At 45.2% G+C, this 26,213-nt stretch carries 23 protein-coding genes; 8 read left to right on the top strand and 15 right to left on the bottom strand.

Going from position 1 to position 26,213, the window contains the following annotated elements:
* Positions 1-9: 9 nt before the first annotated feature.
* On the bottom strand, positions 10-663 hold the full coding sequence (locus VIS94_05640; GenBank protein ID HEY9160547.1) for a GNAT family N-acetyltransferase: 654 nt from the start codon (positions 661-663) through the stop codon (positions 10-12).
* Positions 660-2,000 (bottom strand): Gfo/Idh/MocA family oxidoreductase, encoded by a 1,341-nt coding sequence (locus VIS94_05635; GenBank protein HEY9160546.1) that lies wholly within the window; start codon positions 1,998-2,000, stop codon positions 660-662. Before VIS94_05635 ends, VIS94_05640 begins: the two co-directional genes overlap by 4 nt.
* A gap of 146 nt (positions 2,001-2,146) precedes the next feature.
* Between VIS94_05635 and VIS94_05630 the strand changes: the two genes are divergently transcribed.
* Positions 2,147-3,916, top strand: coding sequence for an amidohydrolase family protein (locus VIS94_05630; GenBank protein ID HEY9160545.1), 1,770 nt, complete (start codon positions 2,147-2,149; stop codon positions 3,914-3,916).
* Positions 3,917-3,956: 40 nt separating this feature from the next.
* Here the strand turns inward: VIS94_05630 and VIS94_05625 are convergent, their stop codons facing one another.
* From VIS94_05625 to VIS94_05595, 7 genes are all read right to left on the bottom strand, one after another.
* Positions 3,957-4,601, bottom strand: a complete 645-nt coding sequence (locus tag VIS94_05625; GenBank protein ID HEY9160544.1) for a hypothetical protein — start codon at positions 4,599-4,601, stop codon at positions 3,957-3,959.
* A 36-nt stretch (positions 4,602-4,637) separates the two neighbouring features.
* The gene (locus VIS94_05620; GenBank protein HEY9160543.1) at positions 4,638-5,009 is read right to left on the bottom strand and encodes a hypothetical protein; all 372 of its coding nucleotides are present in this window, start codon (positions 5,007-5,009) and stop codon (positions 4,638-4,640) included.
* A gap of 29 nt (positions 5,010-5,038) precedes the next feature.
* The gene (locus tag VIS94_05615; GenBank protein HEY9160542.1) at positions 5,039-5,353 is read right to left on the bottom strand and encodes a hypothetical protein; all 315 of its coding nucleotides are present in this window, start codon (positions 5,351-5,353) and stop codon (positions 5,039-5,041) included.
* 87 nt (positions 5,354-5,440) lie between these two features.
* Positions 5,441-6,937 (bottom strand): ATP-binding protein, encoded by a 1,497-nt coding sequence (locus VIS94_05610; GenBank protein HEY9160541.1) that lies wholly within the window; start codon positions 6,935-6,937, stop codon positions 5,441-5,443.
* The gene (locus tag VIS94_05605; protein HEY9160540.1) at positions 6,921-7,589 is read right to left on the bottom strand and encodes a response regulator transcription factor; all 669 of its coding nucleotides are present in this window, start codon (positions 7,587-7,589) and stop codon (positions 6,921-6,923) included. The genes VIS94_05610 and VIS94_05605 overlap by 17 nt, the downstream gene beginning before the upstream one ends.
* Positions 7,590-7,673: 84 nt before the next feature.
* Positions 7,674-9,266, bottom strand: a complete 1,593-nt coding sequence (locus VIS94_05600; GenBank protein ID HEY9160539.1) for an acyl-CoA dehydrogenase family protein — start codon at positions 9,264-9,266, stop codon at positions 7,674-7,676.
* An 87-nt stretch (positions 9,267-9,353) separates the two neighbouring features.
* Positions 9,354-10,238, bottom strand: coding sequence for a fibronectin type III domain-containing protein (locus VIS94_05595; protein HEY9160538.1), 885 nt, complete (start codon positions 10,236-10,238; stop codon positions 9,354-9,356).
* Between the two features lie 123 nt (positions 10,239-10,361).
* On the opposite strand from VIS94_05595, the gene VIS94_05590 reads away from it, so the two are divergent.
* The 5 genes from VIS94_05590 (at position 10,362) to VIS94_05570 (ending at position 16,478) form a co-directional block, all read left to right on the top strand.
* Complete coding sequence (locus VIS94_05590; protein HEY9160537.1) at positions 10,362-11,090, top strand: FadR/GntR family transcriptional regulator; 729 nt, start codon at positions 10,362-10,364, stop codon at positions 11,088-11,090.
* A complete protein-coding gene (locus tag VIS94_05585) occupies positions 11,087-12,724 on the top strand; it encodes a glycerol-3-phosphate dehydrogenase/oxidase (protein HEY9160536.1) in 1,638 nt (545 codons plus the stop codon). Before VIS94_05590 ends, VIS94_05585 begins: the two co-directional genes overlap by 4 nt.
* A 30-nt stretch (positions 12,725-12,754) precedes the next feature.
* On the top strand, positions 12,755-14,476 hold the full coding sequence (locus VIS94_05580; GenBank protein HEY9160535.1) for an FAD-binding oxidoreductase: 1,722 nt from the start codon (positions 12,755-12,757) through the stop codon (positions 14,474-14,476).
* Between the two features lie 214 nt (positions 14,477-14,690).
* Positions 14,691-15,698: a histone deacetylase gene (locus VIS94_05575; protein ID HEY9160534.1), complete on the top strand. Its 1,008-nt coding sequence runs from the start codon at positions 14,691-14,693 to the stop codon at positions 15,696-15,698.
* Between the two features lie 39 nt (positions 15,699-15,737).
* Positions 15,738-16,478: a cyclic nucleotide-binding domain-containing protein gene (locus VIS94_05570; GenBank protein ID HEY9160533.1), complete on the top strand. Its 741-nt coding sequence runs from the start codon at positions 15,738-15,740 to the stop codon at positions 16,476-16,478.
* A 67-nt stretch (positions 16,479-16,545) separates the two neighbouring features.
* Here the strand turns inward: VIS94_05570 and sppA are convergent, their stop codons facing one another.
* The 6 genes from sppA to VIS94_05540 form a co-directional block, all read right to left on the bottom strand.
* On the bottom strand, positions 16,546-17,430 hold the full coding sequence (gene sppA, locus VIS94_05565; protein ID HEY9160532.1) for a signal peptide peptidase SppA: 885 nt from the start codon (positions 17,428-17,430) through the stop codon (positions 16,546-16,548).
* Positions 17,420-18,820, bottom strand: coding sequence for a TldD/PmbA family protein (locus VIS94_05560; GenBank protein HEY9160531.1), 1,401 nt, complete (start codon positions 18,818-18,820; stop codon positions 17,420-17,422). Before VIS94_05560 ends, sppA begins: the two co-directional genes overlap by 11 nt.
* A gap of 7 nt (positions 18,821-18,827) precedes the next feature.
* Entirely contained in the window at positions 18,828-19,295 is a 468-nt protein-coding gene (smpB, locus tag VIS94_05555) for an SsrA-binding protein SmpB (GenBank protein HEY9160530.1), read from the bottom strand.
* 77 nt (positions 19,296-19,372) lie between these two features.
* Positions 19,373-21,142, bottom strand: a complete 1,770-nt coding sequence (gene ptsP / locus VIS94_05550) for a phosphoenolpyruvate--protein phosphotransferase (GenBank protein ID HEY9160529.1) — start codon at positions 21,140-21,142, stop codon at positions 19,373-19,375.
* Positions 21,139-21,408 carry an HPr family phosphocarrier protein gene (locus tag VIS94_05545; GenBank protein HEY9160528.1) on the bottom strand — a complete coding sequence of 90 codons (270 nt, stop codon included), beginning with the start codon at positions 21,406-21,408 and terminating at the stop codon, positions 21,139-21,141. The genes ptsP and VIS94_05545 overlap by 4 nt, the downstream gene beginning before the upstream one ends.
* A gap of 12 nt (positions 21,409-21,420) precedes the next feature.
* Complete coding sequence (locus VIS94_05540; GenBank protein ID HEY9160527.1) at positions 21,421-22,128, bottom strand: PTS system mannose/fructose/sorbose family transporter subunit IID; 708 nt, start codon at positions 22,126-22,128, stop codon at positions 21,421-21,423.
* 105 nt (positions 22,129-22,233) lie between these two features.
* On the opposite strand from VIS94_05540, the gene VIS94_05535 reads away from it, so the two are divergent.
* Positions 22,234-23,589 carry a GH1 family beta-glucosidase gene (locus tag VIS94_05535; protein ID HEY9160526.1) on the top strand — a complete coding sequence of 452 codons (1,356 nt, stop codon included), beginning with the start codon at positions 22,234-22,236 and terminating at the stop codon, positions 23,587-23,589.
* 9 nt (positions 23,590-23,598) lie between these two features.
* Positions 23,599-26,193 carry a hypothetical protein gene (locus tag VIS94_05530; protein HEY9160525.1) on the top strand — a complete coding sequence of 865 codons (2,595 nt, stop codon included), beginning with the start codon at positions 23,599-23,601 and terminating at the stop codon, positions 26,191-26,193.
* The last annotated feature ends 20 nt before the right edge of the window (positions 26,194-26,213 follow it).

Genomic DNA, 26,213 nt, shown 5'->3' with positions numbered 1-26,213 from the left:
ATGAAGACATCAGGGTCTCAAGCCTTTGCCGAAGATCATTGAAATCTGATTCTCAACTCCGGGCCAGAATAGATTTTTTCTTTCAAATATAACCGAAAATCCGTTTTTTCTGTAAAAGGGGAGTGCTTTGAAATTGTAGTTGGAAGTCCCGAGATGGACTCCCGAAACACCCTTGGAAGTCATATTCGCCATAAACATGTCCAGGAGATTTTTCCCGATGCCCATGTGCTGATATCCCGGCAGAATATTTATGTGCAGGTGGGCCGGATATTCATTGTAAAGGTGCTCGATAGATTTTGTCTCATATGTGTAAAACCAGTAAATAACCGTTCTGAATGATTCCGGATAGCGCCACCATGTGACAAGGAAAAGGCGAAGAAAAATCCTCCAGTATATTCTCAAGGCAATTTTTTTCTCATATCTGTGTGTGTTTGCCGTACCGATTATATATCCAAGTATTCTTCCGGTATCTCTGTCCTGTGCGACAAATCCGTTTTCTGCTTCGTATCTAACATAGCCCTCGATATTGACCATGGCAAAAAGTTTTTTATCATTGAACCGGCCGGTCGGCGTAAGATCTTCTCCCATGAATCCGGTCCTGAATAATACTTCCGAAATACCTTCTATGTCTTCCTTTACACATTGACGGTATATTATGTTCATAATTCGACAACCTTATTTTGAGTCATTGAATCATATGCGGCAAAAGCCATCATGTGACTGACAATCGATTCGGCAGCATCGGTCTGGCCTTTTCCTCCATTCAGCACGGATAGGAAATTATCCATTATTCCGCGATCACCTTCGGAGTGTCCAAGTATATCCGCTTTCATCGGGAAAACGATTTTTTTCCCGGTTGCATGAATATGAACATCAAGCCCGGTTTTTCCTCCGAATTTTCCTTTGAGAGTCCCTTTGCTTCCGTCGATACGTATGGTCCTTCCCTCTATTTCAGAATGTCCGTGCATTCTCAGAACGGCCGTAATGCCGTTATCGAACTCAATTGCCGTTTCCTGGTGATCGACCTGGTCATTATCACAGAAATAGACGCATCTGCCATAAGGCCCGTTTTTCAGAGCGTTCATGATGCCGTCTTTTGAAAGATCATCAGTAATCGTACTTGTGGGCCACTCTTTCCAGACGGAATACTCTTTCAGCCCCGGGATAATCCCTGAAATGCCGGGATATTTCAGCATGATATTTGCAGCAAGTGAGATTGCGGGTGGCCCTTCCTTTGCCAGTGCAAGTTTCATATGTTTGCCGTAAAGGTATATATCTACTGCATTGAACATGCATTCCTTTCCGGCCGGGCAACCGTCGGTACATCTTTGCGGTGCTGCTACAGGTGCATTTTCCGGCCTGAAATGGCTTAATGCGCCAATTGAACTTATTTTCACGGGTTTCGCCGCGGCAAACCAGGCTATCAGGTCAAGATCATGGCAGCATTTGGCAAGTATCATAGGTGATGAGTTCGGGATGTTCCTCCAGTTTCCACGGACATATGAGTGGGCCATATGATAATATGAGACGTTTTCTGCGTGGAATATAGTGTAGACATCTCCAATAATACCTTGATTTATAATTGACTTTATCCTGGAAAAGAAGTCCGTATACCTGAGAACATGGCATACATTCAATGTGCGCCCTGTCTTTCTTGAAGTTTCAACAAGAATTTCACAATCTTCTACTGTAAGAGCCATCGGTTTTTCAAGCAGAACCTCATATCCCGATTCTAGAGCTTTTACCGCAGGTACTGCATGCAGATTATCCTGTGTGGCTATTATTGCCCCATCAGCCATTTGAGGCTGAGACAGAATTTCCTCCCATGATTCGAACCGGCTTGAAGGTCCTATACCATGAGCCCCGGCCACCTTGTTCCTTCTCGTCTCATTCGGGTCTGCAACGGCAACAAGACTCAGCTTGTCCCGGTTTTTCATTACATATGAGGCATAAACCTGACCACGGTCACCGGCACCTATTAGGATAACCTTTTTAATCATATTCAAACAGCCTCCAAATAAATCATTGATACCTGCAAATATTATTTCATTATTGATTAAATGTTAAATAATTGCCTTTTATATGCAACTGAAATATATCTATCCGACCTGTTTGTACAAACATGAAAATTTTGAGGAGATCAACAATGTTTGACATTATTATTGAAAACGCCGATATCACAGATGGTTCGGGAAAACCGTCCTATAAAGCCGACATAGGAATCAAAGGCAACCTGATCGAGGTAATAGGAGACCTTAAAAAAAGCGAAGCTGAGCGGAGAATAAACGCCCATGGCAGGACAGTCTGTCCGGGTTTCATTGACGCTCATTCGCACGCCGATCTTGCTCTTTTCAAAGATGATTTTGAAAACATACTCTCTCCACTGGTGAAGCAGGGCATTACCACATTTGTAGGCGGTCATTGCGGTATGGGGCTTGCACCGCTAACAAATGTAAATTCCTCCGGCCTCAAGACCTATCTCGAAGTGTTCACTCAAATGGATTATGACAATGACATCAAGTGGAGCGATGTAAACAGTTTCATGGAATTTGCTGAAAAAAGGGGCATGCTTACAAACATGGCCCTGCTGGTACCTCATGGAATCCTTAGGATAAGCGCTTCCGGAATAAACAACCGTCTGCTTGCGAAATCAGAAATCGAACATATGAAGAATCAGCTCGTAGAAAGCATGGAAGCAGGCTGTTTCGGACTCTCATCCGGACTGCAGTATGCACCCGGACTCAACTCAGATACCGAGGAGCTTGTTGAACTCTCAACACCTTTGGCCAGGTATGATGGTATCCATGCAAGTCACCTGAGGTCTTATACATCATCGACAATGCCTCAGGCTGTTGGAGAACTAGGTGAAATTTCACGCAGGTGCGGCATACATACCCACTCGGCTCATATATTTTCCGTACCCTGGGCGGGCCCATTCCATGATCTGGCATTAAAAGGGCTCAAATGGCTTGCAAGAAATGCCGAACTGGCCACTAAAGTTATTCCCAAAGCTATACTGGACATGGAAATGAATCGAATTCTGGGGTTATTTGAAAACGAACGCAAGAAGGGCGGCAATGTAACACTGGACATTATGCCTACAACCGCAGGGTTCACCCATCTGCTTGCATTCTTCCCTCCCTGGACTCTGGTCGGAGGCAAAAAAGACGTACTTGATAAAATCTCTGACAAGGAGACACGTGCGATCATAAAAAAAGACATAGAAGTGGGAAAACCTGTATGGCCTCACAGAGGAAGGAACAGCTGGTCAATGAATTTCATGCGGCTTATGGGATGGGATGCCGTGACCATTATGGCCGTAGGCAGCCATAAAAATAAAAACCTTGAAGGCAGAAGGTTTACTGAAATTGGAGAAGAACGTGGAATCCACCCGTTTGACGTCATGTGCGACCTTCTCATAGAAGAGGACGGCCATGTACTGGTTTTTGAATCCATGAGCGAACCTGATGATATATTTACGGAAGGCTACACATTTCCTGCTCTTGTCGACCCTTCTGTAATGATCACTACCGATACCATCCTGCTTGGTATCGGCAAACCCTCATACCTGTTTTATGGATGCTACCCCAAATTTATCGGCAGGTATGTATTCGAAAAAGGCCTGATCAGTCTTGAGACTGCCGTATACAAATGTACTGGTCTGCCTGCAAAGGAATTCGGCATTGAGAATAGAGGATTGATAAAGGAAGGATATTTTGCAGACCTGCTGATAATGGATGCTCGAAATTTCAAAACAAAAGCTGTCTTCCGCGACCCGGTACATCATCCGACCGGACTTGATTTAGTAATGATTAACGGCCGAGTAGTCGTTGAAAATGGAGAACTCAAAAAGGGAGTGCTTTCCGGCAAGATCCTCAGGAAGCAGGATCAGGCCGTAAGTAAATCTAATATCTGAAGAAAACGGTTACTATTATAAGGGCAGACAAAAGCCCTTTTTAATATCCCTTCCTTTTGCAGGTTCCACCTGAATCAACATAGCATTTGACTGAGTTGAGCGCTTTTTCGACACCTTTTTTCTTTATTGCATCCTGAAGCCATAAGGGCAAAAATTTTATGTTTACCAGGCTTCCATATCGTGCAACTGTTTTATTATTCTCATAAGGATAAAACTTCCAGAAGCCTTTAAGTTCCCTGAAATCACTTTTATATGACGGATCAAGCGACCAGTAGAAACACATATAATCTTTATTGTAATGATGGTTTATCTGATATCTTAACGTGAAAAGGATTATTTTTAACTGAAACCACATTGTGTCCGTGTTGCAGTTTCTATCAATGAGTTTTATTTTATTCACCTCTTTTAGGTATTTGATCTGTTCTTCTGTCTTAGAGAGCATATCCCATACTTCTTCAGGAGGTTTGTTGAAGATAATGGTTGCCTCTATCATGGAATTATCTTTTTCCTTGTCGGTTGCAGAAAAAACAATCCTGCCATTTTTCAGTTCATTTTTCTCTGAATCAGTCAGTCCAGCCATACCGTCCTGACCGAAATCGGGATTATCCCAGTTAAAAGCCGAAAGTGGTACCTTAATAAACAGGCACAACATGATCAGGGTAATAATCAAGTTCAATTTTTTCATGGATAGGGATTTCTCCGGCAAGTGAAGAAAATTAGTCTAATTTCCTAATTCGACGATAGACAAGGCTTCATAAAATCCATCTTTGTCAGATCTGAATCTTATTGTCACCCTTGTCTTAACAAATATTGCGGAGAGTGTTTTGGCCTTCATATCAATATCGTAGATTGTGGTGGTTTTTTTTACAAAGAAAATTATTCTTTTGTTGTCATCGGTTACAATGATGATTTTTGATTTTTCACCCTGTTTCGGATCTTCGGGAATAACTGTTTCAACATACCCTGTCGCAACATATTCCTTTGTATCTTTATAAGACAAGGCGGCAGTCTTTTTCGGGTCTGCCGCCTTGTCTGCAAAACAAATCGTTGAAGTCAGTCCAAGAATGATCAACAGTATTATTGTCCTTCTCATTCTCAGACCATTTATTTTTAATAACTATTTTACTTTGCTGGTGCTGCCGGGGCTGCCGGTGCTGCTGGTGCTGCCGGTGCTGCCGGGGCAGCTGGGGCTGCTGGAGTTGCCGGTTCTGCTTTCTTGTCGACCTTTTTTGCTTTCTTTGTCTTCTTTGCTTTCTTGTCTGCTTTCTTGTCTGCCGGAGCTGCCTTGTCTGCTGCCGGTGCCGCTTTGTCAGCTGAAACTGCGGTGGCTGCCTTGTCGGCCGGTGCTGCCGGTGCTGCTGCATCTGCTGCGAATGCTGCGGTTACCATGAACGTGAATGCTACGAGTACTAAAAAGCTTACTAATACTTTTTTCATAAACACTGCCTCCTTAATTTTTTTCTTCCTATATGATTGTATCGATTAAAAGATGATTAGAAACATATTAAAATATTATAATTGGGTCTATAAGCTGGCTGGCAGAGAAATTGTAAAGGTTGCACCCGAGCCTGGAACGCTTCTGACTTCGATATTTCCGTTGTGAGCTTTGACTATCGATTTCGCAATACTTAAGCCAAGGCCAAAACCTTCACTGCATCTGGCTTTGTCCGCACGATAAAACCTGTCAAAAATATATGGAATATCTTCTTCGGAAATACCCGGTCCTGAATCGCTGATATTAATTAATATTTCCGAATCAACCCTTTCAACATCAACCTCGATTTTTCCTTTTTCACTGGAATATTTGATGGCATTGTCAAAAATATTGTAAAAGACCCTTCTCATCCTTTCCCTGTCAATGTTGACTATATTATCAGAGGCTTCAGAGATAATCGTAATCTCAATGTTTTTCTGTAATGCCAATATCTCAATGTCATTCAGAATTTCCTTGATCATCTCTGTTACATCAGTGGACTCTTTATGTAATGAGACAGCATCACTGTCGAATCTTGCAAGTGCGAGAAGACTTTCAAGTATACGGTTTATCTTTTTTATCTCATCAAGACTGCTTTCAAGTATATCCCTGTATTCATTAATAGAGCGCTCTCTCTTGAGTGCAACTTCCATTTCACCTCTTATAACAGTAAGGGGAGTTTTCAACTCATGGGAAACATCCTGCATAAACTGCTTCTGTACGGCAAATGAACGGTTAATCCTTTCGAGCATGTCATTAAATGTTTCTGCAAGCTCCCTGATCTCATCCATGTTCTCTGGAATATCAACTCTTGTGTCAAGATTGGCTCCGGTAATCTGACGTACGGTCCCGATCATCTTGTTCAATGGTTTGAGTGTTATACTTGCCAGGAACATCCCAGCAAGTATACTGGCTATTATTACTGTAAGCGGAAGTGTTACGAACAGAATCAGCTTGACCCTGTTAAGTGTTGTATAAATGAAAGTCAGGGGACTCGCGACCTGAACTATGTATGCTACCGATTTCCCTTCCTTTACCGGTATGGACACAAACCTGAAATCCTGGAAGGTTTTTTCCGAGATCTCTATTCTTTCATTTCCATAGAAATCCTGACCCTTTTTTAATTTATCAATTGCTTCCCCGGGCAGATTAACAATAGGTGCACTTTTCGAATAAGCGACTATTTCACCGTTCGGTTTATAAATCTGAATGATAACGCTTACAAGGTCCGGATCATTAGACCGCTCTTCAACCCATCTGTTTGCAATTTTCAGAAAGTTTTTATTATTAATCTTGCTAAGAGTCTTCCTGCTGATGCCTTTACTGTGAACAGCAACCATTTTCTCGGTTTCCCAATATGTATTTATGGATGCTGCGACACCCTCGGCCTTCGATTCAAGTATAAAATCAAGGTAAGAGCTCAGACTCTTTTGAAGATATACATAAAGAACAGTACTGAACAACAGGAATGTAACAGTCAGGATAAGAGCATACCATGCAATAAACCTTATTCTAATAGACCGGATAAGGTCACTTTTTAAGAACATATCCCCTTCCCCTCACCGTATGTATAAGCTTTTCGTCATGGTCGCGGTCTATCTTGTTTCTCAGGTAGTTTATGTAAACATCGATAACATTGGTGAAGGTCTCAAAGTTTATATCCCATACATGTTCGGCTATCATGGTTCGCGTTACTATATTTCCGGCATTCCTCATCAGGAATTCAAGCAGTGCATATTCCTTTGTAGTCAGTTCGATTTCATCACCACCGCGTTTTACCTTATGTGTAATAAGATCAAGAACCAGATCGCCTACTTCCAGTTTCAGTTCCTGCGCAACCGGCCTCTTTCTCAGAATCACCCTGACCCTTGCCAGAAGTTCTTCAAATGCAAAAGGTTTTGTCATATAGTCATCGGCTCCCGCATCAAGCCCGATTACCCTGTCTTTGACGGCCTCTCTGGCTGTAAGCATTAAAATGGGGGTATTGTTGCCCTGTTCTCTGAGCTTCTTGCACAGTGTAATCCCGTCAAGCCCCGGGAGCATGAGATCCAGGATGATCATGTCGTATTCATTTTCGATGGCCATATCAAAGCCGGTTTGTCCATCAAAAGCATCATCTACTGCATAACCTTCCTCTTTAAGACCATTCTTCAGAAATCCTGCCACCTTTTTTTCATCTTCAATTACCAGTATCCTCATTTGAGGCTCCTTAATATTCAAGGTTTTATCTAACAATCAGAACGATTATATCAAACCTGTTTTTACTTACCAGAAAAATTGCATTCAGCCATCATTGACCTCTGTCAGTGCAATATCCTGATAGGCATGGAAAAGATCGTGGCAGAATGTGTCCCATTTTTCACATGCAGATATTGAAGAATCATCATTACCCAGCAGATTGCATTGAGACAGTTCCTTCATTCTTCCGGACATACCTGAAATAATCACATTATCAGCACCTGAGAGGATGTCTTTAACAAACTCTTCAGGTGCATACCATGCCGCAGCCCTCGATAGATCCCTGTGAATCTGAGTCAGGAGAACATTACGGGGTCCTTCCCACAGTTCGTTTATGGCCGCATCCCTGAAAAGCCTCGGCAGGGACGAAAAATCTTCCATTACCCCATGCCCGCCGAAGACACTCATTGCGAGCCTCAGCATATCGGTTGCATCCCATGAGGCTGCAATTTTTTGCAGCATTATAAGCTCTCTTATCGCAAACCGCTTTTTTCTGGTATCTTCTGGTTCGTCGGTAACAATTCCGCCTTTCAGTCCTCCGGGGAGTGCAAGGAATTCATGATACAGCTTGAAAGCCCCGGCAGTTGTCCTTTTCGCATTAAGATCCAGCTTTGAAAGCTGGCCTTTGAGCATGGGGAATAAATCAATATTTAAACCGAAGGCCGATCTCCTTTCCGCATATCCCTTTGCCTCTCTCGCCGCACGGGTCATGCTTGCAGCCGCAGACAGACCCACTGTAAGCCTGGAATATGTAAGAACGATACCGACGACATTTGCTAGACCCCTGTCCAGAGGGCCTGCTTGATATGCGATTGATCCATTAAAGGTAATCTCGGCAGTAGTAAGTTCGCTGGTACCCATCTTCCATTTGATCCTGTCTATCGTAAAACCGTTTCTTTTCTCTTTTTCCTTATCCCCCTCTAGCCATGAAGGGACTATGAAAAGGCCAACTTTTTCACTGCCTGAAGGCTTTGCTGTTACAACCGCATAATCGGCATGAGTTGCCGAACAGAAGAATTTTGTTCCGTATATCCGCCAGACATCGCCATCCCTTACAGCTTCAATAAGATTTGAAGGGACATCTGATCCGCCCTGTATCTCCGAGAGATACTGGGCACCAATGCCGAAATCGCCATTTATCCCTTCCTTGCAATGCCTGAGAATATTTTTAAGCACCGGCGTATCTGCATAACGATCGAGGAGTGCAACCAGGCCTTCCGTGCATACCATGGGACAGGCTACGCAAGCCTCACCGTTCTGGTAGATGAGAAACATCTTGGCAAGGCGCACCCAGGGATTAGTTTTTTCAGAAAATATCGCCTGGGAAAATATCTCTTTTTCAAGTTTAAGAGTCTCCGCCGGCCTCACAATCCTGTCTATTCTGTGATTATGGCCGTCATAATGCATCACATAAGGTCTTTTTTCGGGGACGGCTATGGCATCGCTGAGATCGCGCCAGTTAAAAGATACATCTGCCGACATTCTCCTTAGTTCATGGTCCACATCATCCCAGTCGCCTGCGGAAAAATGCTTCAGAACCTTCTGAAGAAATTTGTCATCAAGGTAATAATCTATGGATTTCCTCCAGGAAAGAAAGTCGTCAAAAGAATACGGGTTTTGCCTGTTCGGTAAAGACATGCGGACCTCCAGATCTTTTATGAATATATTTCATCAGAGATACGGCAAGTACATTCTTCTTCCATACTGTTAATATCTCTGATTTCTTTACTCACCTGAACCCTTGCCTGACTGTGATGTTGTCGTTACTTCACGGGGCTCGTAGATGGCCGTATTTCCAGCCTCATCCCTTACCAGAGTTGCAATATAATAGGTTGTTGAAGGTTCAAGGCCGCTTATCCTGTGGGAAGTTATATTTGCCGTCCACTCCATTGCAGACTGTCCGTTATTTTCAGCATCTTTCACATTATCCATATCCCGGTTTGTTGAATATATGACCTTATACTGCAGTCTGTCAGGCGGTGTAACATCATCGTCTGCAGGCTCCCATGAAACAGTGGCACCGTCAAATGTTATATCGCTAACAACAAGGCCTGATACGACTTGAGGTGTATTCGTGTCATGAGCAGACGATTTACGCGGCGTGAAAACGGTTTTGTTTCCGGCTTCATCTCTCATCGACATGTTTGCAACAGAGAGATTAGACTCTTGAGCGGACAGGGATTGGGGAACATATACAGCCATATTGCCTGCCTCATCTCTTACAAGTACCGTAAAATAATAAGCACCGGTTGATGGCAAGCCTTTAACCTGCCTTGACAGAGTCCCGGGGGTCCATCCCATAACTACCGTACCGTTTCTTTCTGCGCTATCGACAGTGCCTATATTGTTCCTTGCTGAATAAACAAGCTTGTATTGCAGGTTCTTCTGAAGCGTTTCATAATCAGAGGATGCATCCCACGTAACTACTATGTTCTGGGGAGTCTTCTGCGTTAATGTAATTTTTTTCCCCGGAACAGGAGGAATATTGTCACTACGGAACAGCGAACGCCCAGAACCGGAACCGCTTTCTTCTTTATCATTTGAGCAGCCTGAAGTGATAAAGATACCAATCAGAGCCATAATCCAGATCATTCTGTACGATGGTTTCATGCAATCCCCTCATAAATATTAATATAATTTTATAATAAAAAAGAAAAATATTTTCTTGAAATCTCAGTATTTTTAATTTATTGGTTCAACCACTGTACCACCCAACCATTTATAGGAGCATATGTGACTGTACCGGAAATATTTGCCGAGCCGTTGACCAGGACAAGGCTTCATGAAGAGATAGCCGGGGTGATAGAGGGGAAGATAATCAGGGGCGAAATACAGCCCGGGTCCAGGCTTCCGTCCGAGCGCGAACTCGCACTCACTTTTGGAGTAAACCGTGCCACGGTGCGTGAAGCCATAAGAAGACTTGAAACACATGGTCTCCTCGAAATTCAGCACGGAAATGGTGTTTATGTTAAGGATTTCGCCATGAACGGCAATCTGGAGCTTATTAAGAGCATTATCGCACACGGGAACGGCTCTGTTAACAAGGACATATTCTTCTCTCTCATTGAAGCCCGCAATACCTTATGCACGGAAATGGCGGGGCTTGCCGCCCAACGGCGTACGGAAATAGACCTTGCCGAGCTTGAAAAGGCCGTTCAGGATTCATCCATTCCAATTCAGGAAAAAGACCTGCTGGTTCATCAGTTGATAGCCAGATCTACAAAAAACATACTGTATATAATACTGCTTAATTTCTTTAATCAGACATACCGCGACCTTAGCTATCTCTATTTCAACAATGAAAAAAATGTAAAAAGGACAGAAAAATTCCATAAGGAGATTTTCAAGGCCCTCAACAACAGCGATGCATTAAGAGCCAGAAGCATAATGAAGGAAATCCTTGAATTTACTGAAAACGCGACAAGAGAATATCTTAATAAAACTCAGGAGTCTGAGCTATGAAAAGATTTATTGATAATTACCAGGGCGAACACTTCGACATTATTGTAATTGGAGGCGGTATTACCGGGGCATCGATTGCCTATGACGCGGCGACAAGAGGACTTAAGGTTGCACTTGTTGAAAAAAAAGACTTTTCCTGGGCCACTTCTTCTGTCACCTCAAAACTGATTCACGGGGGACTCAGATATCTGGCGAACGGAGAATTCGGCCTTGTAAGGGAATCGCTGCGAGAGAGGCGTGTGCTGGAAAACATCGCCCCGAATTTTGTTTATCCCACCCCAATCATGATGACACACAGCTCTTTGCCGATATCAAACAGAAAACGCGTAATGAAGGTGGCCATGCTCCTGTATGATATGCTCTCCTTCGATAAAGGTTTTACCTGGGACAAGAGCAAGAAGGTTCCCTACCATCACAGCATGTCAAAGGATAAAGTTCTCATTAATGAACCGAATGTGAGAAAAGACAGACTGACCGGGGCTTCTATATTCTACGACTGCACAAGCATTTTCCCCGAACGCCTTACGCTCGCATTTATCAAATCAGCAGTTTCTTACGGAGCAAAGGCTGCAAATTATACACTTGTCAACGGATTCCTGATTGAAGATAACCGCGTTACAGGGGTCAAGGTCACCGACACACTTAACGGCGCCACCCATGAAATACGGGGAAAGATAACGATAAACTGCGGGGGACCATGGGCCGACATCATACTCGGACTGGCAAAACCAGGTTCTTCATGCTCGCTCAGGCGTTCTGAAGGTATCCACATAATAACGAACAAGAAAATGCTTTCAGGAAAATACGTTGTCGGCACGATTACGCCAAAAGGAAGGCACTTCTTCCTTATTCCGTGGAGAAACCACACCCTTATCGGCACTACGGACAAACCATATTCGGGTTCTCCTGATGATTACAGGGTTACAAAAGAGAGCATTATTGAATTGATCAATGAAGTTAACATGTCTTTTGGCGACGGCAGTCTGTCATATGAGGATGTCAGATATGCCTTTGGCGGACTCCGCCCGCTGGTCGAGGAGCAGACAGAGGAGACATATTCAAGTTCCAGAAAATATGAAATTTATGATAATAAAAATGAAGGCCTGGACGGATTGGTCACCGTTGAAGGCGGAAAGTATACTACAAGCCGTAATCTGGCTGAAAACTGCATGAATCTGGTTATGCATAAAATGGGCATTCCCGCAGGGGCAGCTATAACCGGCAGAAAATATCTCTGGGGCTGCGAGATCAAGGACATGAACACCTTCATGTATGACCTTCAGAAAAACAACAGGGACTTTTCAGGAGAGACCGTGGAATATCTCGGCAGAAACTACGGTACGGAATGCTTTGACGTTATGGGAATCGCCAGGTCAGAGAAGCATCTGACAGATGTTCTTGACAGTGATGGAGAAATCCTTGCACAGGTTTCACATGCCGTGAGAAATGAAATGGCGCAAAAGCTATCGGATATCGTTCTTCGAAGGACAGGGATAGCGACACTTGGAAATCCGGGTACCGATATACTTGAAAAAGTTGCCGAAACGGCAGGCCGCGAATTGCACTGGAATACAAAACGCATCAGTGACGAAATTGAAGAAACGGTAAACTTGCTCAGGGTACCTGCCGAATAGGATTTAATACCTTATTAAAGGAGAGTTATTATGTTTGGAAAAAATCACTTCATCCCATCATGGACGGAAACGGCACCGGCAACAGGTTCCTACAGGTCTATTTTTAAATACGGAGATCCCAACCATTTCAAGCATCCGAGTGCCCACTGGTATGAAATGATGAAAGAAGAATTCGGACTGACTGATGACGATTTTAAAAAGAAGAAGGATGAAGGAAATACACGGGTGGTTTTGAACAGACCGCCGGCACTGAATCCCGGGCAGATAGAAAAGCTTTCAGCAATCGTGGGTAATGAGAATGTATCACTTGATGATTTTTCACGCGTCAGATTCTCATACGGCAAAACTACGGAGGAAATGCTTGAACTGAGGAAAGGCATTATAAGTGAAATTGCAGATGTAGTCCTTCATCCCAGGGATAAGCATGATGTCGCGAAAATAGTTGAATATTGCAACAGCGAAAAAATTCCTGTAACCGTTTTTGCTGCGGGATCATCAGTTAACTTCGGATGCAAGCCTGCAAAAGGCGGGGTCACACTCGTACTCAGCACACACATGAACAAGCTGCTCAAAATTAACGAGCTGAACCAGACAGCTCTTGTCCAGCCCGGCATGTTCGGCCCGGCTTATGAGCATGCGTTGAACAATGCGCCAACCCTCTTCGGGACAAAGCTTGCATATACATGCGGACACTTTCCCCAGTCATTCGAATATTCAACTGTCGGAGGATGGATCGTTACATTGGGTTCGGGCCAGGCATCCACTTATTATGGAGACGCATACGACATAGTGTTCAGCCAGGAGTACGTTACACCCGTAGGCAACTTCAAAACTCTGGACTTTCCAGCAACAGCGACCGGACCCAAGATCAACGACATAATGAAAGGCTCCGAAGGCACATTCGGAATCCTCGTTGAATGCACTATGAAGATATTCCGTTATATGCCTCAAAACCGTCAGCGTTTCGGCTACATGTTTCCATCATGGGAAGCTGCAGTCGAGGCAAGCCGTGAAATTATGCAGTCCGAGTTCGGAAAACCCGCGATCTACCGCATATCTGACCCTGAAGAAACGGACAGGGGACTGAAGCTTTACGGCATGCCCGGTTTTGTCGACAAGTTCCTGCAGAAAAAAGGTTTTATGCCCATGAAACGCTGCCTCTGCCTTGGTAACTCTGAAGGTGATGCGGATTACACGAAACTGGTCAAATCCAAGATAGCCTGTATAGTCAAAAAACACGGGGCGATAAACCTGAGCGGTTATGCCGTCAAGAAGTGGGAAAAAACACGCTATACCGAACCATATATGAGAGAAGATCTTGGTGATTACGGCATACAGATAGATACACTCGAGGCAGGCGTCACATGGGACAACCTGCACAATCTTCATATGGGTGTACGCAAGTACATAAAGGCCAGACCGCGTACAATGTGCATGACCCACGCTTCGCATTTCTATCCGCAGGGCACCAATCTCTATTTTATTTTTATATTAAAACTGGATGACCCGGAAGAATTCAGGGAATTCCATGCAGGCATTATAGATGCAATACAGAAGCATGGAGGTTCCCTCAGTCATCACCATGGAGTGGGAAGACTTATCGGCCCCTGGATGGACTCTCACCTCGGACCCGAACAAATGGCCGTACTCAGAACGCTCAAACACCACTTCGACCCGAACAACATCATGAACCCCGGCGGTCAGCTCGGACTCGATTCCGATGATAAACGGAAAAAACTGCTGAAAAAATAGGGGCACGTCAAGGATCACCGACATCATGAATGAGCAGCAGATATGATTGCTCATTTATGATGTTATAATGGTTTTTCACAATTTTTCTTACATCTTCAGAAAAACAAATTTTATTTTTATATCTTGCCACAACCTCTCTTTTGGCTTAATTTCAAATCACTTGCTTATCCCGGGTTTATATAATCGGGCACATGATGAAAAACCGGAGGTACCAGTGATAGGAATTGTTTCCGATCCTGTTTTCATGAACCACGATACCGGGGAAAACCACCCGGAAACTCTTTACCGCATCCCATATATCCACTCGCTTTTTTCGCCGCCGGGAGAGGGAATTCAGCTTGTAACCCCGGTTAATGCCTCGATAGAGGACATCCATCTCAACCATACGAAAGAGTACATCGAGCTAGTAAAAAGAAGCTGTGAAAGAGGAAGCGGTTACCTCGACCCTGATACTGCATATTCGTCAGAATCTTTCAATACAGCCCTGAAGGCCGCGGGAAGCCTTATCAAACTGGTTGATATGACCCTCAAGAAGGAAATAACCAGCGGTTTTGCTTTCGTAAGACCCCCCGGGCATCACAGCCTTCATGACAGGGCAATGGGATTCTGCCTGTTCAACAATGTCGCCATTGCAGCACAAAAGGCACGTTCGGAATTCGGGATAGAAAAGGTCATGATAATCGATTTTGACGTCCATCATGGAAACGGAACGCAGGACAGCTTTTATGAAGACGATTCCGTACTTTATTTTTCAAGCCATCAATACCCCTATTATCCTGGTACAGGCGGACTGAAGGAAACAGGACGCGGCAAAGGGGAGGGGTTCACAGTCAACTGTCCGCTGGGCCACGGCAAGACTGACGGAGAGTTCGCATCAATTTACAATTATGTCCTGGCACCTGTCCTTAAAGCATACAAACCGGGACTAGTACTCGTATCAGCCGGATTTGACGCTCATGTGGCCGATCCCATAGGCGGCATGCAGCTTTCAAGCCATGGGTTCGGGATGCTGGCAGGGATTATAAAGGATGCGGCAAACACTGTAAACGCCCCTGTGGTTTACGTCCTTGAGGGCGGTTACAGTCTGGAGGGCCAGAAGGAATCCATATCGGAAGTCATAAATGTTCTAAAAGGTCAAAGCGCGCCTGTAATTGCGTCTGAAGAATGCAGCGAGCTTGAAAGTATCATTGAACAATATAAAAATTATTGGCCTTTACAGTAAAATGTAAAGTTTTTTCCATGCATTTCCGAAACACCAATTATGCCGGAATCCAACTTTATCCAGGCCGTTGTTGTCAAAGAATATCAACCGGGCGAAATCATCGTCCGGGAAGGTGATCCCAACGAGTATTTCTATGTTATCCTTGATGGTGAAGTGCGCATAAGCCAGCTTGATAAAACCATCAGAATTCTTACAGACCATGATGTATTCGGGCTTGAAAATTATTTCAGGGGAATCAATTACAGCACCACCGCCAGGGCCAGAAAAACATCGAGAATAGCCACTTACCGATGCGAAAACATAGAAGATATTTCATATACAAACCCGTCCTTTGTATCGATTATACTTAAGTCTGCCTATATGCAGCTTGAACAGACCACCTCGATAGCAGAAGCCAACATACCCTACACTGAAGTAATAAACCTGGATGTACGTGAATATGCTGACGGTGAAATCATTATCGAAGAGGACACTTATGGTATGGAAGTATTCAGACTCATCCAGACAGAGGGAGGACTGGAGGTATCAAAGAAAGGAAAATCGATTGCTGTCATTAACAACGTGGGTGAATACTTCGGTGAAATCAGCATCATACTGGATGAGCCGAGAAGCGCTACCATCAGGTCCATAGGCAGAAGCATTGTCGAAATCATGAACGTTAAAGATATCGGCTTTGAAAAGATGATCCATGAAAACCCCGAAATTGCCGATAAGATTATTACAGGTCTCGCCAACAGACTCAAGGAGGCGAACCTTAAACTGCTGAACGGGTTTTATTGAATCCCGACAAAAGAAGACGGCAGATATGGTTTATACCATACCTGCCGTCTTGAATTCGATTTATCGATCAAGGCCAGGAATAGAATCCGCCCTGTTTTTCCCCGTCCCTTCGATACACAACAACTGTGGGATTTGTTATCCCAGCAAGTTTCTCTACCGATTTAACCGCGTTTTCGTAATATCCCACTTCATCAATTGCGTGATAACTGACGGCTGTATTTGCCGCCATGACTCTTCCGTCACCGACTATTTTGATGTCTTCATCCGTCATTGCAGGTCTGTTCTTCTTCACCTTCGCCATAAAATCGGCATACATTTCATCTATTATGGCCTTGTATATCGCCTTGTCCTCTTCAGTCATGTCCTTCTTCGGCGAGCCTGCAACCTTGTATTTGCCTGATGCTATCGTCTCGTCGCGTACTCCCAGCATATCCATCAGACCCTGAAAGCTTATGAATGGAATGAATACTCCCACATTTCCCACCATCGATGTAGGCAATGCCACTATCCTATCCGCTGAAAGGGCGATCATATATGCCCCTGATGCACCCATGTTCGTTATGCAGGCAACGGCAGGAATTTTCTTTTTGGTCTTGAAATCTACAATCCGTCTGTACACCAGGTCCGACGCAGTTACAGAACCCCCGGGGGAATCAATCTTTATTACCATGGCTTTAATTGAGGGATCTTTGTCTGCAATATTCAATATGGCGTCAAGACGTTCATATGTCCCTTCCTGGGAAGAAAACATCTGCCTGACCCCTGTGGTTGTTATAAGACCCAGAATTTCCACAACAAGGACCTTGCCGTCAGTACCTTTGTAAAGAACCCGTTCATGCATGCTGGGAATCCTCATAAGACTCATGAGGTCGATTGTTACAAATGCGCAACCGCCCATTCCCAGTATTGTGAACATAATTAAAACCGTCAGTAACATCTTTCTATTCTTCATGAATTTTACCTCCCACGGTAATTTCGGGTATTAAAAGCGTAGGCTGCGCATCCCCGACAGGCACGCCCTGTCCGTCTTTGCCGCAGGTGCCTATGCCCCAGCCCAGATCGCTGCCGACATGCTCAATCGACAGGAGTATCTTCGGACCGTTTCCTATGAGTGTAGCCCCTCTTATGGGCTCGCCTATGTTACCCTTTTCAATCATGTATCCTTCGGAAACTTCAAATACAAAATCCCCGGTTACCGGATTTACCTGACCTCCGCCCATTTTCTTGACATAAATCCCGGTTTCGGCCAGCCTGATGATATCGTCCGGCGTTTCCTTTCCCGGAGCGATCATGGTATTCGTCATTCTCGGAACCGGCCTGTGTCTGAACGACTCGCGGCGCCCGTTTCCAGTCGGTCTGAGGTCATATTTTACCGCGGAGATAAGATCGGTCATATATGATTTCAGTATCCCGTTTTCCACAAGAACAGTCTTTTCTGAAAGCGTTCCCTCGTCGTCACACCCTATGCTTCCCCTTCTTCCCGGAATTGTCCCGTCGTCTATTACCGTTATCGCACTGGACGCCACCTGTTCACCGATCTTCCCCGAATAGACTGAAAGGCCCTGGCCCGCAAAATCGGCTTCCAGACCATGCCCTATGGCCTCATGTACCATTGTCCCACCTGCATCGCTTGAAAGCACAACAGGCATCAGCCCTGCCGGTGCGCTCCTGGCAGCAAGGGTTTGTATCGCTCTTGCCACTGCCCTTCGGGCGATTTCTTCCGGAGCCGTCTCCTCAAAAATCTCGAAACCTCGTGCGCCTCCCATCGGCTCATATCCGGTTTCCATAATGTGGCCGTCTGAAACCACGCACTGGACAAGGAAAACTATTGCACCGGTATCATCTTCACAGGTAAATCCATTGGAATTTGCAACAAAAATCTGCCTGTTCGAATCAGAATACATAACTCTGGCCTGAACGACCCTGCTGTCATGTTTCCATGCACATTCCTCTGCGGATTTTACAAGAAAGATCTTCTTCTCCGGTTCGACTGAACATGAAAGAATTTTTTCCTGAGTAACCTTCGGCGCAGACCTTTTCTCCAGGGTTACTACACCGCCCTTCTCTCCGCTTTTTATTGATTCGGCTACCGTTGATGCCAGTTCGAAAAGACTGTTGATGTCATTGGTATAGGCATAGGCGCTGACGTCCTTTCTCACCACCCTGATGCCGATGCCGAAATCACTCGTAAGATTGAACTTTTCAATCCTTTTCGCCTCTGATGAAATGACGGTCCCTGTCCTTTTTTCTGCAAATATTTCAGAGAAATCACCCCCTCCGGAGAGTGCCTTCTTCAGGATTTTTTCAACATCGATATTTCTAATCTCATCAAATGAATTCACTTTTCTGTTATCTCCCGATATTTTTAAGTTCCCTCTGCATGTCACGCCTGATGTCTCTTTCCTTGATTGCATTCTTTTTATCCGGGGATGTTTTACCTTTAGCCAGTCCCAGTTCGACTTTTATGTGGCTTCCCTTCAGATATATCGATAAAGGTACAAGGGTAAGCCCTTTTTCCTTGATTTTACCTGAAAGTCTCAATATCTCCCGTTTGTGAAGCAGGAGTTTCCTCGGCGCCCTCGGGTCATGGTTGAATATGTTCGCCTGAAGATAAGGGTTGACATGAAGGTTAAGGAGTATCATCTCGCCGTTTCTTACAACGGCATAGCAGTCCTTCATGCTTGCACCGCCCTGCCTTAAAGACTTGACTTCCGAACCGGACAGCACAATGCCCGTCTCATAGGTTTCACTTATATCATAAGAGAACCTTGCCTTTGAATTATGGCAAAGTGTCTTGGTCTTAATCTCCTGTTTCACTGGGATATTCCTTTATCCAGGGTATTATAACACACTTTAAACATAGTATCTTATCATCTCAGTGGACAATGAAACACTCAGTCAAGAATGGTCTCGAAATCAGAATGTCTCTTGTACTCCTCAAAAATGAACGCCTGTATCTCCTCTGCCGTCTTCATTTCCAGCAGGGAATTAACGATATTTGCACAGTTCGTAAGGTCAATCTTCCTTATCATTTCTTTTACATGGGAGATGGCAAAGGCATTCGTTGAGAACTGGTCTATTCCCATTCCCAGCAGGATCGGTGTGTATATTGTTCTTCCAGCCATCTCACCACACATGGACACCGTGATGCCTTCCTTGTGCGCACAATCAACAATGTATTTGATAAGCCTCAGAACCGCCGGGTGAAGAGGGTCGTAAAGGTAGTTCACATATTCGTTTCCGCGGTCGATAGCTATCGAATACTGTATAAGATCATTGGTTCCTATCGAAAAGAAGTCAACTTCCTTGGCCAGAAGGTCGGCTATTATCGCCGCGGACGGGACCTCGACCATTATGCCCACATTGATTTCTTCATCGAACGGTATCCCCTTCCTCCTGAAATCATGCTTGATTTTCTCAAGTATCTCCAATGCCCTGTGCAGTTCTTCTATGCCTGAAATCATGGGAAACATAATTGACGTGTTCCCGTAGTTGCTCGCCCTCAATATGCCTTTCAGCTGAGTTTTGAACAGCTCAGGTTCTTTCAGACAAAGCCTTATGGCCCTCAATCCCATTGCGGGATTCGTCTCTTTTTTCATATCCCCCAGGTTTGAATTTAGCTTGTCTCCCCCGAGATCCAGCGTCCTGATTGTTGTCGGAAACGGTGAGACGGTCTCGACGACGGCCTTGTATGCCTGAAAGTGTTCTTCTTCGGTAGGTATGATTTCACGGTTTATATACAGAAATTCAGTCCTGTAGAGACCAATACCCTCAGCCCCATGGTCAAGGACCGTCTTCACTTCTTCCCTGAATTCAAGATTACCTAGCACGCTGATTTTTGTTCCATCAATAGTTACTGCGGGCTCCCTGGCCTTTTCCTTCAATTTGAGCTCAAGGGTAAGGTGTGACTTTGCCCGCTGCTCGTAATCGGATATCTGGTTCTCAGTAGGATTCACGATGACTACGCCCGATATGCCGTCAAGAATAAGCTTGTCACCGGGGTTGATAGACGTCGAGGCCTTTTCGAGTCCCACGACGGCTGGAATTTCAAGCGAATGGGCGATTATCGCCGTATGGGATGTCGGACCTCCGACATCGGTTGCAAACCCGAGGACATGATCCTTGCTGAGCATCGCCGTATCAGCCGGAGACAGGTCATGCGATACGATTATGCTTTTATCCACCAGGTGGAATCCCTTGATCTCGCGGCCAATAAGATTCATCATGATACGTTCGCCTACAAAATTCGTATCGGCTACCCTGCTCCGGATATAGTCGTCACCGATTGAGGCAAAACTTTCTTCAATATCCTGAAGTGCTATTTTCAACGCCCATTCAGCGTTGATAAGGTTTTTCCTGACAAGTTTATTCACTCTGTCGATAAGTGACGGGTCCCTGAGCATCAGCAGATGGGTCTCCAGAATCAATGCATGATCCTTGACCGCATTATGGGATTCAAGCTTTTTCTTCGCTTCCTCTATCTGTTTGTATGATGCTTCAATCGCATTATCAAAACGCCTGATTTCGTCTTCGACAAGGCCTTCTGTAATGCGAATTTTAGGGTAACGCTCTATTGTCTTTCTGTCTATTATGACTGCATTGCCGATTGCAATACCGGCCGAAGCGGCTACCCCGTGCAGTATGTGGACATGATGCTGTTTCACAGCATTTCTCCAAACCCTTCTTTCACGAGCTTTGAAAGTGCCGATAATGCCACTTCTTCATCTTCGCCTGAAACACTGATTGTAATCTCGGTACCCATAGCTGCAGATATGGTTAGAAGTTCCATGATGCTCTTGCCGTCCGCCTTGACATGGTCTTTGGCAACCTCGATTTTCGATCTGAATGAAGCCGCCATCTTGGCGAAACTTGCCGCAGATCTGGCGTGCATTCCCAATTTGTTCGGTATGATAATCTTTTCCTGTTTCATAAATTTTTATTCTTATATTCCTATAATCGTCATTATCAGTATAAGAATAAAGAGCCCATAAAAAATTAATAAAAAATTAATCTTTTTGTAAAAAGCCAGCATACTTAACATGAAAACCGGTATTGCTATATAATATTCCACCCCGAGTTTTCCAGGTGCTATTACAAGACAGATCCCGCATAATAAGGGAATCAAAAGTGAAATCTTATCTGCTCTTTCAATAGAGACAATCTTTCCTACGGCGAGAGCGCCCTGAGGTCCATTCCTGTATCCTTCCCAGAATCCCCACCCCATTATCCCAAAATGAATAGCATTATAGATAAGGATTGCTATGAGTATCCCCCAGAGCCAGCTTGAAAGCCCCAGAATAAGGCACAGAAGGCACAGAATCGGTTTGAGCGCGGCCCAGAAGAAGCTGTCACCAAGAGCGGCAAGCGCGCAGGAGACGGAAGGAAGAACCCTGGCCGCATCAGCCGCGTTTCCATGCTCGACAAGGTTCAGATAAATCCCTTCGGCGACAGGCGCCATATAGGGCTGTGAGTTGAAATATCTGCTGCCAAGTTCTTCCCTTATTTGAGGATTCACTGATTTCAATGCCCTGATTCCGGGTGCAATCGAAAAGATAAAACCGATATACTGCATGTTCTTGAATGTCCATGCACCCTGTATGAACAGCGAACGAAACAGTATGTTCAATATAGTCTTTATCGAAAGTCCCACAATTATTGACCTACCATAAGCCTGCAAGCTGCGTCAATGAAGTCGCCTTAAGCTTGATGATTGACATTTATTTACTGCGCGTTTAGCGTGATTCAATATCATTTGATGGAGGTTAAGATGGCTGAATACAAATTTCCTGAAAATTTCATGTGGGGCTCGGCAACCGCATCATATCAGATAGAAGGCGCATGGAATGAAGACGGCAAGGGGGAAAGCATATGGGATACCTTCTGCCGCATACCCGGAAAAATCAAGGATGGCTCATCCGGTGAAATTGCAGATGACCATTACCATCGTTATGCCGAAGACATCGACCTGATGAAGGCCATGGGACTTAACGTTTACCGTTTCTCCTTCTCATGGCCCCGCATCTTGCCGGCAGGAACCGGCATGGTGAATCATAAGGGCCTTGATTTCTATGACAGGCTTATCGACAGGCTTCTTGAAAAAGGCATCACACCCTACCCGACGCTTTATCACTGGGACCTTCCGCAGGCGCTTGAAGACAAAGGCGGATGGGCCAACCGCGACACGGCAGTTCATTTCTCGGAATATGCAAAAATCCTCGCAGACAAATTCGGCGACCGTATAAAAAACTGGATAACACATAACGAACCTTTCGTTGTCGCCATTGCCGGATATTTCATGGGTGAACACGCACCCGGCAGGCAGGACCCCGTCGCGGCAATGAATGCAGCCTATAACCTGATCCTATCACATGGACTCGGACTTGAAGTCATGCGCGCAGTACTGCCGGAAGATTCTCAAATAGGCATAGTATTAAGCTTGAGCCCCGTACACCCAGCGACCGGCTCTGACGAAGATGCAAAAGCTGCCCGGAACATGGATGGTGTTTTCAACCGCATGTTTCTGGACCCTGTATTTAAAGGAAGCTATCCCGAAGACATGCTATCGATTTTCGGCGGTTTCTTCCCCGAAATAAAATCCGAAGACCTTAAAATAATGAGCAAACCTGTCGATTTTCTCGGAATCAATTATTATACGCGCGGTGTTTTCAAACACGACCCGGATTTCCCCTTTGTGGAAGCGACACAGGTGCAGCCAGAGGGCAATGAATATTCGATGATGTGGGAGATATATCCCGAAGGCTTTTATGAAATCATCAAGAGGGTGTGGGAAGATTATAAGCCCGGGAAAATAATCATAACCGAAAACGGCATACCCGTACCGGACGGCGTCGACTTTGACGGTCGCGTCCGCGATGAGCGCCGAATACGCTATGTCAGGGACCACTTGAAGCAGGTGCACCGGGCCATATCCGAAGGTATTCCCGTCAAAGGATACTTCCACTGGTCTCTGTTGGATAATTTCGAATGGGCCTTTGGTTACACGATGAGGTTCGGCCTTGTTTATGTCGATTATCCAACACAAGAGCGAATTATAAAGGAAAGCGGGCACTGGTTCAGCCGGGTCATTAAAGATAACGGTTTCAAGGGATAAGGCACCGCTATGAATAACCCCGTATCTAATTTTTTCGTCCGGAGAAATATAAGTTTATTCATAAGTGCTTTCATTCTTCTTGCAGTATTCCTGCTGCCTGAAGCTTCGTTTGCAGGAAGCGGACTGAAAGTGTTTTATGCAGGCCCTGAGGGAAGTGTCACACGGGCGCTCAGTCTGGCAAAGGATTTTGAAATAACACCTTCTTCTGATGCGGATGTGTATGTTCTGAACAACTCGATTCCAGATCCAGAAAATATCTCGTTAAAAGTCAAACAAGGCGCGGGCCTTATACTTATCATGGGTCCGCAGATAAGCCAGGAACAGCTGAAGAAGCTGTTTGAAACCCCTGTAGTGGAAGAACTGCTGAAAAAAGAGGAAAGCATCGACAACCTTCCAGGCGCCGCTGGTTCTGTTGTTACCGATATCGTATGGAACAGTGCACCCCAGGTCAGAGAACGCACCGAAATCAGCGGTATGAAACTGAATACACTCGTTTACGGATACGAAAGCAAGGAAACAATCCTCGGAAAGTCCGCACTGGGTAAAGGCCAAGTCTATATTTTGACACCTCACCTTGTGATGTCAAGAGACAAAGACGGCAGGGATGAACTCTTAAACAAAGACTTTCAGGAATGGCCTTATTTCAATTATTTCATTTATAATCTTACTGTAAGCGCTTCGGGACGAACACCCCAGTCATTTGCCGATTATCCCGCATCACCAGTCCCCCACAAAGATGAGCAGATGACAATCATCACCCTTCTTCTACTTATAAATGTGACATTCTTCGGCCTGTTCGTAATCGTCAGACGCTACAGCAGGAAACACCCTGAGGCCCTTGATTCAATCGTCAGCAACCGGGAAAATTATGAAGAGCGCGAACAGGGAACCGACTGGGAAAACATAGGTTTCCACAGGCCGCTTGGCGGATTTCTGTTTGCACTTACAATAGGTTTGATTCTTTTTGTCCCGCTTATCATCTATCAAAACCTCATTCTTCCATCATTCCTTCTGCCTTCCGCACAGGGACTCGGACTGTGGTTCAGAGTGCTGCAGTTTTTCGAGGTGGCATGGATGTTCTTCGACATGGGTACCAGTTTTGCTTTTGTCAAGTTCCTGAGCGAATACCGTATAAAAGACCCCAGAAAAGGCATTCAGTTCGGTCAGATGTATGTCTGGTGGCAAATGCTGACAGGAGCTCTTCAGGTAACAATCTTTGTGGCGCTTTCCAGCTTTTTCCTGCCCAAAACAACCTATGCCATTTACACATGGATAATCATAACGCACGCAATAATTCAGATGCCCGGCATATACCAGCTGATGCGCTACGCACTTACAGGCTTCCAGCGCTTCGATTACGCACAGATCGTGGACATAGGATTTGCAGTCGTCTTTCCTATTATAGCCCAGCTCATTGTTGTCTATCCCGTGTACAAATGGGGACTTTCAAATCCAATGATCGGTCCCGCTCTGGGCGGGGCGCTGGGCATGGCATTTGCGCTTTATGGAACGGAACTCCTTACATTCATCATCGGCTATATCCTCTACCGCAGGGTCGGTTACAGCATGAAACTGCTCTTTCTGGCTCATTTCGACTGGGAAGTGGTCAAGAAGAGCCTCAAGTTCGGCGTTTTCGACATGATGGGATCCCTCGTGGTCTCAGGAGCCCAGGCCCTCGAAATACTGATCACCCAGACAAAGCTCATAAACTACACCGAGATATGGGGAAACTGGATGCTCGCCAAGAACTTCGTCTTTGCATTTCAGGTCATCGGAACGCTGTACAACAACCTGATGCCAGCAATTTCCGAAGCATTTTCCAGGGGAAGGAAGATCCTCAGCCAGTATTATGCGACTCTTGCCTATAAATACGGCGGCATGATAAGCGCTTTCCTGGGTTCTTTCCTGCTTGCCGTATCAGACAGGTTCATCCTGGGTGCAACCGGCCCACAGTTCGCCAGGGCTGCCCTTTATTCCATACCGCTCATGATATGGGGCACGATACAATATCCTTCCTGGATAGGAGACAACGTGCAGAGGGGCGCCAACAAACCGTGGCTCATTACTGCCCTGTGCACGATGGAGCAGGCGATAAGGGTAACGCTTGTCTTCGTACTGATGGACAAATACCAGGTGGTCGGACTAATAATAGCCTATTTCGTAGGACTTCTGACAAAAGACATCGTCTCGTATTTTGTTAACAATAAAGTCTGCTTCAAGCAGCGCTTCTATTTCTGGCAGTCGATCGGTGCGCCGCTGCTGTCGGGAGCCGTGATGTACGGCATCCTGCGTGTCTTCGGTACATACACGTGGAAATGCGATCAGATCACCAGCATGATACTGTTCTTTGTAGGTGCAGTACCCGGGATGTTCTTGTTCAGCTTCCTCTATGCGTTTTTCGGCGGATGGGACAACGAGACCCTGGAAGAATTCAAGCACGGTGCAAAGCTCAGCAATTTCATGAAGCCTCTCTCGATGCTCTTCTATAAATGCGGGGAGATTGGCGCGAGGATAAGCCCCCTGCATAACCGCTTCCCGATTACGATAAGGCATGAGGCACTTATCGAGGCGCAGTCCCTGATGAAAGAAAAGGTGGAACTGTAGCTGAATTATGAAAGGAGCCT

The organism is Desulfomonilia bacterium (assembly GCA_036567785.1).
Lineage (GTDB): Bacteria > Desulfobacterota > Desulfomonilia > UBA1062 > UBA1062 > DATCTV01.
This window is presented reverse-complemented; position numbering and strand designations above follow the sequence as displayed.